Annotated in this window: 12 protein-coding genes; 11 read left to right on the top strand and 1 reads right to left on the bottom strand. The window is 43.0% G+C overall.

The window, feature by feature from the left end; translation table 11 throughout:
- The first annotated feature begins 50 nt into the window (after nucleotides 1-50).
- The 11 genes from AC5JM2_RS21860 (at nucleotide 51) to AC5JM2_RS21810 (ending at nucleotide 14,414) form a co-directional block, all read left to right on the top strand.
- Nucleotides 51-1,631, top strand: coding sequence for an HsdM family class I SAM-dependent methyltransferase (locus tag AC5JM2_RS21860; RefSeq protein ID WP_495836927.1), 1,581 nt, complete (start codon nucleotides 51-53; stop codon nucleotides 1,629-1,631).
- Entirely contained in the window at nucleotides 1,631-2,986 is a 1,356-nt protein-coding gene (locus AC5JM2_RS21855) for a restriction endonuclease subunit S (protein WP_495836926.1), read from the top strand. Before AC5JM2_RS21860 ends, AC5JM2_RS21855 begins: the two co-directional genes overlap by 1 nt.
- A gap of 14 nt (nucleotides 2,987-3,000) precedes the next feature.
- Nucleotides 3,001-3,231, top strand: coding sequence for a type II toxin-antitoxin system Phd/YefM family antitoxin (locus AC5JM2_RS21850; RefSeq protein ID WP_495836925.1), 231 nt, complete (start codon nucleotides 3,001-3,003; stop codon nucleotides 3,229-3,231).
- A 39-nt stretch (nucleotides 3,232-3,270) separates the two neighbouring features.
- Nucleotides 3,271-4,182, top strand: coding sequence for an Rpn family recombination-promoting nuclease/putative transposase (locus AC5JM2_RS21845; protein ID WP_495836924.1), 912 nt, complete (start codon nucleotides 3,271-3,273; stop codon nucleotides 4,180-4,182).
- A gap of 160 nt (nucleotides 4,183-4,342) precedes the next feature.
- Nucleotides 4,343-7,375, top strand: coding sequence for a type I restriction endonuclease subunit R (locus AC5JM2_RS21840; protein ID WP_495836923.1), 3,033 nt, complete (start codon nucleotides 4,343-4,345; stop codon nucleotides 7,373-7,375).
- A gap of 215 nt (nucleotides 7,376-7,590) precedes the next feature.
- Nucleotides 7,591-8,142: a Uma2 family endonuclease gene (locus AC5JM2_RS21835; protein ID WP_495836922.1), complete on the top strand. Its 552-nt coding sequence runs from the start codon at nucleotides 7,591-7,593 to the stop codon at nucleotides 8,140-8,142.
- Between the two features lie 114 nt (nucleotides 8,143-8,256).
- The gene (locus tag AC5JM2_RS21830; protein ID WP_495836921.1) at nucleotides 8,257-8,667 is read left to right on the top strand and encodes a hypothetical protein; all 411 of its coding nucleotides are present in this window, start codon (nucleotides 8,257-8,259) and stop codon (nucleotides 8,665-8,667) included.
- 458 nt (nucleotides 8,668-9,125) lie between these two features.
- Nucleotides 9,126-10,991, top strand: coding sequence for a TonB family protein (locus AC5JM2_RS21825; RefSeq protein WP_495836920.1), 1,866 nt, complete (start codon nucleotides 9,126-9,128; stop codon nucleotides 10,989-10,991).
- 520 nt (nucleotides 10,992-11,511) lie between these two features.
- Nucleotides 11,512-11,889 (top strand): hypothetical protein, encoded by a 378-nt coding sequence (locus tag AC5JM2_RS21820; protein ID WP_495836919.1) that lies wholly within the window; start codon nucleotides 11,512-11,514, stop codon nucleotides 11,887-11,889.
- A gap of 113 nt (nucleotides 11,890-12,002) precedes the next feature.
- A complete protein-coding gene (locus AC5JM2_RS21815) occupies nucleotides 12,003-13,034 on the top strand; it encodes a serine/threonine protein kinase (RefSeq protein WP_495836935.1) in 1,032 nt (343 codons plus the stop codon).
- Nucleotides 13,035-13,109: 75 nt separating this feature from the next.
- The gene (locus AC5JM2_RS21810; protein WP_495836918.1) at nucleotides 13,110-14,414 is read left to right on the top strand and encodes a serine/threonine protein kinase; all 1,305 of its coding nucleotides are present in this window, start codon (nucleotides 13,110-13,112) and stop codon (nucleotides 14,412-14,414) included.
- A gap of 274 nt (nucleotides 14,415-14,688) precedes the next feature.
- On the opposite strand, the gene AC5JM2_RS21805 is transcribed toward AC5JM2_RS21810, so the two are convergent.
- Nucleotides 14,689-15,966, bottom strand: coding sequence for an RNA-guided endonuclease InsQ/TnpB family protein (locus AC5JM2_RS21805; RefSeq protein ID WP_495836917.1), 1,278 nt, complete (start codon nucleotides 15,964-15,966; stop codon nucleotides 14,689-14,691).
- Between the last annotated feature and the right edge of the window lie 11 nt (nucleotides 15,967-15,977).

Here is a 15,977-nt window from a genome sequence, read left to right as displayed (position 1 = left end):
AGTCGAGGTTTTGGGATTGAGATATTTATCCTCTTTTTTTGGCGAAGGTATTGTTTAAACAAGGAATTTACCGGACAGTGTACGACCCCACAGCAGGAACGGGGGGAATGCTCTCAGTGTCGGAGGAATACATTAAAAAGCAAAACCCTAAAGCAAATTTAGGGTTATTTGGGCAAGAATATAATCCTGAATCCTATGCGATTTGCTGTTCTGATTTACTGATTAAAGATGAGCCGATTAACAATCTTGTCTATGGCGACACCTTGGGGATAAAAAACGCAAAAAGCAAAAGTAATAATTTTTTACCCCGTGATGGTCATCCTGATAAACAGTTTCACTATATGTTTGCTAATCCGCCCTTTGGGGTGGAATGGAAACCAGAAGAGGATTTTATTAAAGATGAATATGACAATTTAGGATTTAAGGGGCGTTTTGGGGCTGGTGTACCTCGAATTAATGATGGTTCGCTGTTGTTTCTGCAACACATGATATCGAAAATGCACAACCCACCAGAGGAACGAGGTGATGGTTCTCGGATTGCTATTGTGTTTAATGGTTCGCCTTTGTTTACAGGAGATGCGGGAAGTGGTGAAAGTAATATTCGCCGTTGGATTATTGAAAATGACTGGCTTGATGCGGTGATTGCTCTACCTGACCAGATGTTTTATAACACGGGAATTTTTACTTATATTTGGCTGGTGACGAATAAAAAAGCGGCGCATCGTCGGGGGAAAGTTCAGCTTATTGATGGTACTCGCCATTTTCATAAAATGAAAAAGAGTCTCGGTAAAAAGCGCAATGAATTATCTCCTGAGCATATTGCGGAACTGGTGCGACTGTATGGGGATTTTGAGCAGAATGGTTTAAGTGAGGTGAAATCACACGGGCAGATAGAAAAGCGGGTTTGCTCAAAGATTTTTGATAATCGGGAGTTTGGGTTTCTCAAAATTACAGTGGAGCGTCCCTTAAGATTAAATTTTCAGGCAAGTGAGGATCGTTTGGCTCGATTGTCAGAGCAGAACGCGTTTCAGGATTTGGCAACGAGTAAGAAGCGTAAAGATGCTAAGGTGCAACAGTTAGAAATTGAAATAGGTGAAAGCCTCCAAAATCAGATTCTAGATGCTTTGCGGTGTCTGGACGGCGATCGCCTGTATATGTCCCGTGCTGAATTTATGCGGGATTTGGAACGGGTGTTAAAGAATGCGGGGTTAAAGTTGAAAGAGCCGGTGATCAAGGCGATTTTAGCAGCGTTGGGTGAGGCTGATCCACAAGCCGAAATCTGTCGGGATAAGAAGGGGAATCCTGAACCGGATAGTAATTTGCGAGATACGGAGATTGTACCTTTACCGGATGATATTACGTTACCGTTGCCCTTAGAGTATGACAAGGATGCGAGTGTAGATGAGTTGGTTAAGTTGGTGAAGGGGCATTGTGAAGCATATTGTGAGGCTGAGGTATTGCCCCATGTACCGGATGCTTGGATTGATTTTGATAAAACCAAAGTCGGGTATGAGATTCCGTTGAATCGTCATTTTTATGTGTATCAGCCGCCCCGTCCTCTGGATGAAATTGAAAATGATATTAAATCACTGGAGTTGGACATTATGGCGATGTTGGGGGAGGTAGTGTAATGGGTAAGTATCAGGGTTATGAAAAGTATAAGGATTCTGGTGTTGAGTGGTTGGGGGAGATTCCTGAGCATTGGAAAGCTGTTCGAATCAAACATATAACCAATCAAATTATTGATGGCGCACATTTTACTCCAACTTATGTTAATGAGGGAATACCATTTTTAAGAGTTACTGATATTGTTCAGGCGAAAAATAATTCTATTAACATGAACAATATTAAATTTATTCCCGAAGAGGAACACAATACATTATCTATCAGATGCAAACCAGAAAAAGGAGATTTACTTTACTCTAAAAATGGAACAATAGGAGTTCCTAGAATTGTTGACTGGGATTTTGATTTTAGTATTTTTGTTAGTCTATGTCTAATTAAGGTTATAAAACCAAAAGTCAACATTGAATTTTTGCAATATTCTTTGTTGGGTAAACTTACAGAAACACAAATTAATATTGGTGCTAAATCGAATACTGTTACTAATTTACACTTAGACAAAATAAAAGAGTTTTGGGCTACCCTTCCGCCACTGGATGAGCAGAAAACGATCGCCCGCTTCCTCGACCATAAAACCAAACAAATAGACGACCTCATCGCCAAGAAAGAAACCCTTATTGAAAAACTCGACGAAAAACGCACCGCCCTCATCAGTCACGCTGTCACCAAAGGACTAGATCCAAGCGTCCCGATGAAAGATTCTGGGGTTGAGTGGTTAGGTCAAATTCCCGAACATTGGGAAGTTAAAAAAACTAAATTTTTGGTAACTAAAATTGGAAGTGGAAAAACACCGAAAGGAGGTTCAGAAATTTATGTTGATTCTGGTGTAATGTTAATTAGGAGCCAAAATGTGTATGATGAGGGACTTCGTTTAGATGATGTTGTTTATATTGATGATGAGATAGATAATCTACAAGCTAATAGTAGAGTATTTCCAAATGATATTTTGCTAAATATTACAGGTGCATCTATTGGTAGAGTAGGTTTAGTTCCTCCTGGTTTTGGAAAAGCGAATGTAAATCAGCACGTTTGTATATTTAGACCAAATTTAAAAGAAATACTTCCTCAATATTTGCATTTACTTCTTTGTTCTCAAGAGGGAAAACAACAAATTTTTTCTTATGAAAACGGCACATCTCGTGAAGGTCTTAATTTTCAACAAGCCGGAAATTTGACTTTTACTATTCCCTCAATTGATATACAAAAACAAATCACCGAATACTTAGATATAACAACAGCAAAACTTGACAAACAAAAATCCAAGATTCAAGAAGCAATCAAACTATTAAAAGAATATCGCACCGCCCTCATCACCAACGCCGTCACAGGTAAAATAGATGTACGCCAAGTCTCCATCCGCTAACCCCAGAACCCACTATGACACAAATCACCCTTTGCGACCTCCCCGAAACCGTCCAAAATCTAATTAACCAAGCTCAAAAAACAGGCGAACCCCTCACCATCATCCAAAATGGTATCCCCTTCGCCATCATTTCCCCCATTAAGAAAAAATCTCTCCTGGAAACCCTTTCTGCCCTTGAACCACTGGACGAAGACTTTGCCGATGTGGACGAAGGATTATTACCCTTAGATGATATTAAGTTTTAAAAATGAGTTATTTATTGTTTAATTAAATAATAAAAAAGCATGATAGATCACGATAGACTCTTTAAAGAATTAATCCAGACTTTCTTTTGGGAATTTATAGAACTGTTTCTACCAGAAGTATTAGACTATGTAGCTAAAGACAGCCTCACCTTTTTACCAGAAGAAATATTTACTGATGTCACATCTGGAGATAAAAGAAAAATCGATTTACTAGCCCAAGTCAAATGGAGAGAACAAGACACCTACTTTCTCATTCACCTAGAAAATCAAGCATATAATCAAAAAGAATTTGAACGGCGGATGTTTCATTACTTCGCCCGTTTAGATGCTAAATATTTATTACCTATATTCCCTATAGTTATTTTCTCCTACGACGAACCAAAACGCCAAGAAAAAAGCCAATATACAGTTAACTTCCCTAACAGAAAAATTCTAGAATTTAACTACGTCGCCATTCAATTAAATAACCTCAACTGGCGCAATTTTTTAAATAAACCAAACCCCGTAGCAGCCGCATTAATGGCAAAAATGGACTTTAACCCAGAAGAAAGAGTCCGCGTAAAACTAGAGTGCTTAAGGATGTTAGTAACCTTGCAGTTAAACCCTGCTAAAATGGAATTAATTTCCGGTTTTATTGACACCTATCTCAAATTAAACGCTACAGAAGAACAAGCACTTGATACCGAACTAAAACAAGCCAACTTAGTTGAAGAGGAAGGAATCATGGAAATTGTCACCAGTTGGATGCAAAAAGGAATTGAAAGAGGAATTGAACGAGGAGAAAAAAAAATTGTTAAAAAGCTACTAAAACGCCGATTTAATAATATTGATTCCACTTTAGAAAACCGCATTGAGCGCTTATCTTCAGAACAATTAGAAAACCTAGCAGATGCAATTTTTGATTTCCAATCTCTAGAAGAGCTGATCAATTGGTTAGACCAACAAACTTGATTAATTTTAATATTTTTTATAATTGAAATCAACGTGAATTCGTAGGGTGTGTTATGCCGTAGACTAACGCACCTTGAATGCTGTGTCGGTGCGTTGCGCTGCGCGACAACACACCCTACATTTATTTATACTTTATTGATTAAATTTATACTTCATACTCATGCACACAGAAAACAAATTTGAGGACATCATCGAACGGGAACTCCTGCAACTCAGTGGCTATCACCAAGGTAAAGCAAACGACTACGACCCAGAAACCGCCCTTTTCCCCACGGAAATCATCAACTTTATCCAAACCACCCAGCCCACACAATGGAAACGCCTAGCCAACAACAGCGATGCCCAGAAAATCGTTATAGATAGTCTCACCAAAGAACTCAAAAGCCGAGGAATGCTCGATGTTCTCCGCAATGGCTTCAAATGCTATGGTAAAACCCTGCGAGTTGCCTACTTCCAGCCGAACACAGGCATGAACCCCGAAACCTTGGCACTCTACGAAAAAAATCGCCTCACCATCACCCGCCAAGTCACCATCAAAACCGGACGTATTCCCGATATTCTCCTCAGCATCAACGGTTTACCCATCGCTACTATCGAACTCAAAAACCCCCTCACCGGGCAAACATACCAAAACGCCATCTACCAATACAGAACCGAGAGAGATCCCAAAGACCTGCTATTTGCCTTTAAACAACGGTGCTTAGTCCATTTCGTCGTAGATACCGAAGAAGTTTGGATGACCACCAAACTGGCTGGAGAAAGTACCCATTTCCTACCCTTCAACAAAGGTAATAATCACGGTGCAGGCAACCCAGTGGGAGACAATGAAGAATATCGCACCAGTTATTTTTGGCTAGAAGTTTTACAAAAAGATAGCCTTTTGGACATCTTAGCCCGTTTTCTCCACATCGAAATTAAAGAAACCAAAATTCCTACCGCCACTGGTGTTAATTACCAGAAAAAAGAAACCCTGGTTTTCCCCCGCTACCATCAACTTGATGTGGTTCGTAAACTCATCGCCCACACCAAACAACACAAAGCCGGACATAATTATTTGATTCAGCATTCGGCAGGATCAGGAAAATCAAACTCTATTGCTTGGTTAGCCCATCGCCTGTCCAACCTCCATGACAACCAAGACGAAAAAATTTTTCATACCGTTGTCGTCATCACGGATCGCACCGTACTAGATCAACAACTGCAAAACACTATCTATCAGTTTGATCATAAAGCCGGAGTTGTCCAGAAAATTGATGAGAACACCCAACAACTGGTTACAGCCCTCAGCGACGGTGTACCCATCATCATTTCCACCGTCCAGAAATTCCCTTTCATCACTAAAGCCATCGAGACTTTAGCGAAAAAAGGTAAAACCATAGACATTACCACCAAAGATAAACGTTTTGCCGTCATCGTTGATGAAGCCCACGGCTCCCAAACCGGAGAAACCGCCACAGAACTCCGCAAAATCCTGAATAAAGATGGTATCGAATCAGCGATCGCCGCCCAACTCCTGGAAGATGAACTTGAGGAAGATGATCTCACTGATGAAGCCAAAAAACAACTACTAAAAGAACAAATCAGCCGCACCAAACAACCAAACCTCAGCTATTTCGCCTTTACCGCTACCCCCAAGTACAAAACCCAACTCGTATTCGATGAACCCGGAGAGAACGGCAAAGCCCCCTTCCATCTCTACACTATGCGCCAAGCGATTGAAGAAGGCTATATTAAAGACGTTTTGGCAAATTACACCTGCTACGATCGCTATTACGAACTCATCCGCACCTGTGAAGATAACCCCGACTTACCTCGTCGCCAAGCAGCCAAGGCGATCGCCCGATTTCTCGAACTCCATTCCCACAACATCGCCCAAAAAGTAGAAATCATCATTGAACATTTCCGTAATCATACCCGCCACAAAATTGGGGGTAGAGCTAAAGCAATGGTTGTCACCCGTTCCCGTGAACACGCCATTAAATACAAACTCGCCTTCGATAAATACATTAAAGAAAAAGGGTATAGCGATATTAAATCCCTAGTTGCCTTTTCTGGTTCTATTACCCTTGATGAGTTACCCGGAGAAACATTTACTGAAGTCAACATGAATGGTGGCATCAAAACTTCAGAAATTCCTGATAAATTTGCCAGCGATGCCTATCAAGTGCTGCTTGTCGCCAACAAATTTCAAACCGAATTTGATCAACCATTGCTTCATACTATGTTTGTTGATAAACGACTGGATGGAGTCCAAGCCGTCCAGACTTTATCTCGCTTAAACCGTACCACCACAGGCAAAGAAGATATTTTCGTTTTAGATTTCGTCAATAAACCCGAAGACATCTACAAAGCCTTTAAACCCTACTACGAAGAAACGCCCGTTGGAGAAACCGCCGATCCGCAACAATTAAATGATCTGTCTTACCAGCTTTATGAATGGCAACTTTTTAGCCAAGACGATGTAAACCAGTGGTGTGAAATTTGGTTTCGCCCAAAAACCTCCCTCACCGGAGGCGAACACAAAAAATTAAATACATTACTAGATCCGATTATTGAAAATTATAAAGTCCTCCAAGACTCAGATAAAGAACAATTTAAAAGCCAACTTACCAGCTTCCGCAATCTCTACCTATTCCTTGCCCAGATTATTCCTTACCAAGATTCAGAACTCGAAAAGCTTTATGCCTATGGACGTTTCCTACTAAAGAAATTACCCCGTAGTCCCCAAGCTCCAAAAATTGATTTATCTGGGGATATAGAACTAAAATTTTATCGCCTGGAAAAAATCAGTGAAGGGAAAATTGATTTAACCGAAGGTAAAGCAGAACCATTACGAGGTGCTAGTGCATTGGGAACTCGCCAGCCAGATAAAGAAGTCCCCTTATCCCAGCTTATTGACTCCCTTAATGAACGTTTTAGTACTAACTTCACTCCAGCCGACCAACTCTTTTTTGAGCAAATTACTGAAACGGCGATCGCTAATGACTCCATCAAACAAGCAGCTCAAGTCAATACAAAAGAAAACTTTGCCCCGGTTCTAGAAAAGCATCTTGAAAATCTATTTATCGAACGCATGGACGGTAACGAAAAAATCTTTATGCAAGTGATGAATAGTGAAGAATTTAAAGCAGTTGTGTTTGAAAAATTACTATCCAGTATTTATGAGAGTATCAACAGTGAGCGGTCAGATTAGCACTTGAGGCATTGGCAGCGATCGCTGCTAAATCTCCATGTGAAACCGATTCAGCCTAGTTTATGACACTAACTGGAGTTTAGACTAAAGTAAGCACTGTTCCCAACAAAGAAAACTGAGTGTTGTGAGCCTCTCACGCTTCGCTACAAAATCGCTACAGTGTAGGTACTTCACGATCAGAATATAAAACAAATCATTGGGAGGAAGCGATCGCCATGACTGTTATTGCTGCTAAGTGGACGATTGACGAGTATCACCGCATGATTGCTGCTGGTATTTTGAGCGATCGCAATGTTGAACTGCTTAAAGGAGAAATTGTAGAAATGTCGCCAGAAGGAGAACCTCATGCTTATTCTAGTGATGAAGCGGGTGAGTATCTAGCAAGGTTATTGGGTGAACGCGCCAAGGTTCGTCAAGCCAAGCCTATCACTTTACCCAATGATTCGGAACCTGAACCAGATATTGCGATTGTCCAACGCTTAGGACGTGAGTATCGAGAACATCACCCGTATCCAGAAAATATCTTCTGGCTGATTGAGTATGCTAACTCTAGTTTAGAGAAAGATTTAGAGATTAAAAGCAAAATCTATGCAGAAGTGGGTATCCCAGAATATTGGGTAGTCAACCTCAAAAAGCTGCACTTAGTGATATTTCGAGAGCCTTTAGACGGAGAGTACGCCGCAAAACTCACACTGACTGCGGGAACAATTCAACCGCTTGCATTCCCAGATATTTCTGTGTCGGTGGAGCAGATTATCAATAGTTGAAAACATCAGAGGAATTTTAGTCTCAAAATATTATAATCCCTATAGCTACAGTTTCCCTGCGGATCAAGTCAGCTAACAAACTATCCCTTTGAGAGAATTAGTTACCTAGGAGTGTTGAGTTTACTGAATCCTTATCAAGAACGCCAAGTGGTAAATTGCAAAAGGGCAAACTTCGGGAAAAATATTGGCAAGGCTATCAACGAAAAATTAATTAACACACTAGCCGTGATGAAATATGTTGCCTTTGTGTTACTATTGGTACTCTCTTTAGCAGTAGCATTTCCAGCTCTTGCATCAGTGTGTCGCAATTGGGATGGTCACCAACTCTGCATTGTTGATATTAAACGAAGTGCCAAAAATTATTGGGAATATAGAGCAGCTGTTAGCATAGATGGAGTCAAAAGACCTATCGAGGTCTACAACTGTCGCTCTAGAGTCAAGGTTCTGCAAGATGGGACTGCTTTGCCATTTGAGCATAACGATCCTGGCGAATTGATATGCAGTTTTTTCAAGAAGTATAACTAATCAACCAGACTTGAGAGCAGATACCGTGCAATCAATATCTGCTATGTGCTGCAATACACCATATCCTCGCAAATGCGATTATGGCGGTTTTCATTTCAATGCAGTACACTTGGACTCCTCCTCGCGAATTCAGGGAGGAGCGGTTTTAGCATCAGCTATAGCCGGGATGAGGTTGAAACTCACCATTAGCAAAGAAAGTGTTAAGCAATAATGCTTATTGATAAAAATGCGCTGTCTTAACTTTTCACAGCCCAGGTGGAATGAACTGAAATTGATGCTATGATTCGACAGGGAATAGCCGCTGGTTCATGCTATCCTGCCGATTAATGTAGATGGTAAATCTTTAAAATCAAAGATTGCCAGCACACAGGCTCAAAGTGCTGATGTTTGCCAGTCACTACACCAACATTGTTAAATAAGACTTGTTGAGGCTGCTGTTAGGAAGAAAGCACAATAACATGGCTAAGTCTCATGCTTCACAGCGCAACAAAAGTGATGGCGCAAAGCATCACGCCCTCAAAGGCGATCGCCCAGAAAATCGCCCAGAAAATCTCATATTTTATGTAGTTACTTCGATCCTGCTGCACTCTGTTCTCTTAATTGCAAGTGATTATTGGCTCAGGGCTGTTGCGCCGAAGCAAGAGGTCTCCGAACCAATACCAATTGAGTTCGTCCAAGTTCCTCCGAATCAGACAAAGACGCCCCCGGAAACTTCACAACGGGCTGCCAAAAATTCTGTTGCAGGTGGAAAACCAAAACCTGGAAAACCTATTTCTGCAGCTAAGTCAGGATCAACAACTGCACCCGAAACTAAGAGCGGTTCTGAATCTTCTGAGCTATTATTGCCAGAACGGACGCAGCAAAAAACAGTATCATCAAATCCATCTCCTCAAAAACTGCAAGCCAAACCCCAGAAAATTGCGAGCGCTCCTGTCACCAAACCACTCGCACCTGAACCAAAACGAACAGCAGTTGCTCCTGTCACCAAACTAGCAGAACCCTCCCCAACAGCTGTTACACAAAAACCCAAACCACCAGAACCCGAATCCTCCCCGACAGCAGTTGCTCCTATCACCAAACCACCAAAACCCGAATCCTCCCCGACAGCAGTTGCACCAAAACCCCAACCACCAGAACCCGAACCCTCCCCAACAGCAGTCGCACCCACCACCAACCCACTCGCACTCAAACTGCGACAAAGGACAATTCCACCACAGACGACACCACCAGAACCGGAACCTTTGCCAACAGCAGTTGAACCAAAACCCAAACCACTTGCACTCAAACCTCGGCAAACGGTTGTTACACCAACGATACCACCAGAACCTGAACCCTCCCCAACAGCAGTTGCACCGACCACCAAACCACTCGCACTCAAACTGCGACAAAGAAGGGTTACACCAAAACCCCAACCCCCAGAACCAGAACCTTTGCCAACAGCAGTTGCACCAAAACCCAAACCACTTGCACTCAAACCTCGGCAAACGGTTGTTACACCAAAACCTCAACTCCCAGAAACAGAACCATATCCAACGACAGTTGCACCTACTACCAAACCACTCGCACTCAAACCTCGGCAAACGCTTGTTTCACCTGACACCACACCGTCAGAACCCTCACCCTTCTCAACGACAGTTACACCAAAACCCAAACCACTCGCATTGAAACCTCGGCAAACGGTTGTTTCACCTGATACCACACCGTCAGTACCTTCAACTCGTCGGGAAAATAGTAGTCGGCTTGCTGCAAAATCCTCTCCTGAACAGTTTCAGAATAGGGCTAATTCCCTGCTGTCCCCAGGAACACCGCGTAGAGCATCATCGCGTTCTCAAAATCAGTCAACAACATCACCACGAAAACTCTCTCGCTCTCAAGCATCTTCAAAGTCAGGTGGAGCAAGCCGTTTGGGTGGTCCACTTAGTGTATCTAGTGGTGATTACCGAACCAATAATCTGGCAGCGCTGCCGAATTCCAATCGCCTGAATCAAGGGACACAAGGCATTGATGCCAGCAAAGATGCAGACATGGGCGCTTACCTACAACAATTACAGGAGCAAGTGAAGCGCAACTGGATACCGGGACTCACCCAATCTTCCCAACGAACAGTGCTTCAGTTTACCGTCAGCCGATCTGGTTTGGTAAGCGATCTTCACGTTGCACAAAGTTCTGGGTTTGGCATGACTGATGAGGCAGCACTGAATGCCATAAACCGAGCAGTACCCTTTGCTCCTTTTCCCACGGAATATCCACAAAACTATATCAATATTCAATTTACATTTAATATCAACGTCTATGGGCAGCTAGAGCTATGGAGTGATCAATAACGTGGCTCACCAAAGCTGCTGACCTTTGAAAGGGGTGTAGGGGTATGGGGGTGTAGGGGTGTAAGGGAAAGAACACATTTTCTTTGTGGTGTACCCCTACCCCGGAACAAGGACACAAGCCCCTTATTTTAATAATGGAAGGAAAAAGAAAAGTATTTCGAGATACGTAGTACGCAAAGCTCGCCGGACAGAATCTTCTGCCCGGCAGACTTTGCGAGAAATACGGCGTCCGCAAGTAAGGCTCACGCCAGATGTCTCAAGTCGGGAGACCCTTTCGGCAGTTCCTCATGGGGGAAACCCCCATGAGGAACTGCCGAACCCCGACACTGGCTCCTCAATTTTATTGATGGGGTTCCCCTACACCCTTACACCCTTACCCCCTTACTCCCTTAGTTGTTGACACAGGTTTTTACCTGTCTGGAACTTTTTTGTTTGCGCTGTGTCATCATGTTTATGTAGTTTTTGTGAGTGTCGAGCACATACAGTCATGAGACGCTTACTGACGGCGTTGTTTGTAATCATGAGCACAAGCGTTGTAGCTCATCCTGCCTTAGCCAACGAAGAAAATGTGTCTCCTGCCGTAACTAACAACGGTCAGGCAGCAGTTCTTGTGACTCAACCAGCTACGATTAATAGTGGAACAGTTACTGTCACAGAACAAACCAACAATCTCAGAAAAGTTTCTGACTCAATCGGGGTAGTACGCGAGTCACAATGCAAAAAGGTTAACCCGCTTGAGCTGATCAAATCTCCTGGCAATACCCTCAAACAATGTTTAGAAGAAACAAATAAAAAAGCTGATCAAATCAACCAGACTTCTCAACCTACAGAGCAGTTTGAGTATTTCAAGGTTCCAAAACTCGAATCTGGTGTTAATGTGACAGTGACTAAGTTCTAAGAGCGTGTTGGCATAGCATCGATTTTTTGCGACCAAATAATAACACCGATTAATTATCCTATCAGAAAAATGTGATTGGTATAATTAATGCAGATATTTTGGGAGTTGCAAATGTGGCTTGGGTAGCAGGCGATCGCTTACAAGGTGGAAAATACACCATTGAAAAAGAGTTGGGAAGGGGACGCTTTGGCATCACTTATTTAGTCAAAAATAGCAACAGCGATCGCCTAGTCATTAAAACCTTAAATGATGAACTGCTCAGATCCCTAACCCCGCAGGAACGCGAACGCCTGGAGACGATGTTTTGGCAAGAGGCGGTAAAACTTACTCGATGTAAGCATAAGCATATTGTACAGGTTGCAGAACCGTTTAAGGAAGGAGAGCATTGGTGTCTGCTAATGGAATATGTGGATGGGGTGAGTTTAGCTGATCGTCGCCAACAAATACTTTCAGAACAAGAAGCACTACGCTACATTCAGCAAATCGGGGAAGCTTTGATAGTTGTGCATGAGAATCGGTTGATTCATCGGGATGTGCAGCCAGGAAATATCTTTTTGCGGGTGCGAGATGGACAAGCTGAAGCAGTGCTGATCGATTTTGGTTTAGCTCTGGACTTTGACCATATTTTAACCACAAACCGAACTAAGGAAACTTCTGAGGGATTTACACCCCCTGAGCTTTACGCTAAAAGTATACCAACAGGGGCATATAGCGATATTTATTCTTTGGCAGCTACTTTATATGTACTTGTAACCGGACAAACACCCGTCAGTGCGTTGAAACGCAAACTGGACAATGCTCGTTTAGTGGAACCGAAAGACTTGAATAATTTGGTTAGCGATCGCACAAACCGAGCAATTTTAACAGGGATGAAGCTAAATCCCCAACAGCGATCGCAATCGATGCGAAAATGGCTCGATTCTTTAGGGTTAAGTGGAGAAACTCCCCAGCCTGTATCAACTGTACTCCCTAACCCTAACCCAAATCGGGAGAAAAAAATCAATTGGACACTTGTTATAGCTGCGATCGCCGCGATTGGAGCCTTACTCTCAGGCATTGCTGCTTTAATTCCTATTCTCAAACCATCTCCGTCTCCTAGCCCATCGTCAGTGTCTCCCAGTCCGTCATCTACCAAAACACCGTAGAATGAGCTAAACTTTCATCAGGTTGCTGGCATTAAAGTAATTTTTCAAGTCTTTTTTTCTCACTTAGAGGTATTCATGCCTTGGACACCAGGACAACGATTGCAAGGTGGCAAATATGTAATTGAGGAAGTCCTGGGGCAGGGGGGATTCGGGATTACTTATAAGGCTTTGCATGTTGAGCTAAACCAGACAGTTGTCATCAAAACACCCAATGAATATCTCAGCCATGATCCTGAGTATGACAAGTACATAGAGCGATTTATCAAAGAAGCGCACATACTGGCAAGCTTATCTCAACACTCCCATCCTCACATTGTGGGAGTGATTGAGCTGTTTAAGGAAGGTGCAATCCACTGCTTGGTGATGGACTTTGTGCCGGGAGAAAATTTATTTGAGGCAGTCAGACGCAGGAAAGCGTTACCAGAAGCTAAGATTGTCCCCTGTATTCGCCAAATTGGGGAAGCCTTGATCATGGTGCATGAAGCAGGGCTAGTACACCGAGATGCCCACCCCGGAAACATTATGCTGCAAAGCGATGGCAAAGCAGTTCTGATTGACTTTGGCATTGCCAAGAAAGTACTTCCCTCAACAGTGAGTTCAACGAGTATTGCAGGTAATGACGGGTTTGCACCCTATGAGCAGATGAGCAGTGGCAGTCGGGAGCCAACAGTCGATATTTACTGTTTGGCTGCTACACTTTATTATGCGGTGACAGGTCAACGCCCCACAACTTCTCTAGCTCGCAAGCTCAATAAAGCTTCCCTAACTCCACCCAAACAAATTGTTCCAAGCATAAGTAATCGATTAAATAAAGCAATTCTCAAGGGAATGGCGCTGGAGGCAAAAAACCGCCCTCAGTCAATGCAAGCATGGTTGGCAATGCTAGAAGCACCAAAAGCAGTGCCTCCACCTTTAGTTGAGCCAGTTCATAAAACAGAAGTTGTTCGTCGCCAATTCGACGAGTCAAAGTCAAAACCAGCTACTAAATCACCTAGAATTATTGCTTGGGGCTGGTTGGTTGGTGTATTATTGAATTACACATTTATAGGCTATTTATTAGCAACGCTTAACCCTCTGCAAATAGTTTGGGTTGTGGCTGTGGCTGGGGCTGGGGCTGTGGCTGTGGCTGTGGCTGGGGCTGTGGCTTGGGCTGTGGCTGTGGCTTGGGCTGTGGCTTGGGCTGTGGCTGTGGCTGGGGCTGTGGCTGTGGCTGTGGGTGGGGCTGTGGCGGCTGTGGGTGGGGCTGTGGCGGCTGTGGCTGGAAAGGAATTAGAAAAATCTTTTAGCAAGGTTGATACTTTTCTAATTTTAGCTAGCACTTCTAGTCTAGGCTTGGGTTTGGGATGGTTTGGACATTGGATTTTTTATACAGGTTCATAGCTTTATCATCTGAAGCTAACTGGCAAAAGATTTTGTAGCTGTTGTATCGACTGGAGAAGCGATGTAGTAGCGACGAGCCGAGAAAGCGTCTACGGATTAATAAGCCACAGTCCAAAATATTAGGCTTCTGGTTCAACACCAAGCGATTGATCGCTCTTAAGAGTTTCAACAATCCATCTGTCGCATTCTTTTTTCAAATTGGTATAATTTTCTGTGTCACCCTGTGAGCAGATCACTCTACAATATCTGCGCTATGTATTTGACACTCCCCTGCCTAAAGGCGAGGGGATTCTTGGTTCGTTGACTCGCCATTAGACGACAGGTTTGCACCAATCGCCCAAGAGGGCAAATCTCCCCAAGCGTAAGTTCCCGTGTGCCCCACGGTACCTAGACCCCGTGTCAGGATGTTGATGGCTGCATTCACGTCTCTATCTTCCACATATCCACAATGTGGACAGACGTGAGTCCTAGTGGATAGAGACTTCTTCACTTTCTCGCCACAGTTAGAGCAGTTTTGGCTTGTGTTATGGGGAGGAACAGCTACTGTTACCTTCTGGTACTTGTGTCCAAAGTACTCTAACCATGAGCGGAAAGTTGACCAGCCTGCATCACTAATTGACTTAGCGAAATGTCGATTTCTTACCAGCCCTTTTACATTCAAGTCTTCATAGGCTACCAAATCGTTAGATTGGATGACGGAGTATGCTAATCTCTTGCAATACTCTTTTCGTTGCCTACTTACTCTTAAATGTTTCCGAGCATATCGATTTCTGGCTTTGTGGTAGTTGGCTGATTGCGGCTGTTTTGCCTTCTTCTTTTTGGGGTCGTACTTCTTAGATTTCTTGCGGTTGGCGCGATTTAACTGTTTCTCAGACTTGCGGTAAAACTGGGGAGACTGTTCTACGTTGCCTTTATCATCAGCAATGAAGTATTTTAGCCCCAGGTCAATACCAACCATTTCTTTTGTCGGTTGAGTCTCAATCTTAATATCAACATCAATCGCAAATTGAGCATAGTACCCGTCTGCTCGACGCATTAAACGGACACGCTTAATCTGTTTTATGTCATAGTAGTTAAGATCATAGGTTCCCTTTAATTTCAAGGTTCCTATTCCTTTCTTGTCTGAGAAAGTTATAGCTTTGCGAGTATTCGAGAGTTTCCATCCTGACGTTTTGTATTCAACGGAACGACAGTGTTTTTTAAACTTTGGAAAACCGCTCGATCCTTTAACTTTCTTTTTGCAGTTATCGTAAAACCGAGATATCGCGCTCCAAGCACGTTCTGCGGCAGATTGTCGAGCCATTGAATTGAGTTCATCCGCAAAGGAAAATTCCGCAGCTAATACAGCGCAATGCTTATTCAATGCATACTTGTCAATTTTTCCGCCTTTGTGAGGCAGTGCGTTGGGCGGGTCTCCCGACTTGTAGCATCTGCCGTTATCCATCCAGTAACGTAGACATTTGTTTTGGATGAATTGTGATGTACGGATAGCGTCGTCTATTGCTCTATACTGCCTATCTTTCCCTCTGACTTTAAACTCGTAAATTATCACTGGTTTCGACC

It is taken from the genome of Brasilonema angustatum (genome assembly GCF_059505445.1).
The sequence above is the reverse complement of the archived record's forward strand: the minus strand, read 5'-3'. Positions and strand labels throughout refer to the sequence as shown.

Coding starts and splice junctions, on each gene's coding strand:
- AC5JM2_RS21855 (WP_495836926.1), top strand. CDS start 1,631: ATGGGTAAGTATCAGGGTTATGAAAAGTATAAGGATTCTGGTGTTGAG.
- AC5JM2_RS21850 (WP_495836925.1), top strand. CDS start 3,001: ATGACACAAATCACCCTTTGCGACCTCCCCGAAACCGTCCAAAATCTA.
- AC5JM2_RS21845 (WP_495836924.1), top strand. CDS start 3,271: ATGATAGATCACGATAGACTCTTTAAAGAATTAATCCAGACTTTCTTT.
- AC5JM2_RS21840 (WP_495836923.1), top strand. CDS start 4,343: ATGCACACAGAAAACAAATTTGAGGACATCATCGAACGGGAACTCCTG.
- AC5JM2_RS21835 (WP_495836922.1), top strand. CDS start 7,591: ATGACTGTTATTGCTGCTAAGTGGACGATTGACGAGTATCACCGCATG.
- AC5JM2_RS21825 (WP_495836920.1), top strand. CDS start 9,126: ATGGCTAAGTCTCATGCTTCACAGCGCAACAAAAGTGATGGCGCAAAG.
- AC5JM2_RS21820 (WP_495836919.1), top strand. CDS start 11,512: ATGAGCACAAGCGTTGTAGCTCATCCTGCCTTAGCCAACGAAGAAAAT.
- AC5JM2_RS21810 (WP_495836918.1), top strand. CDS start 13,110: ATGCCTTGGACACCAGGACAACGATTGCAAGGTGGCAAATATGTAATT.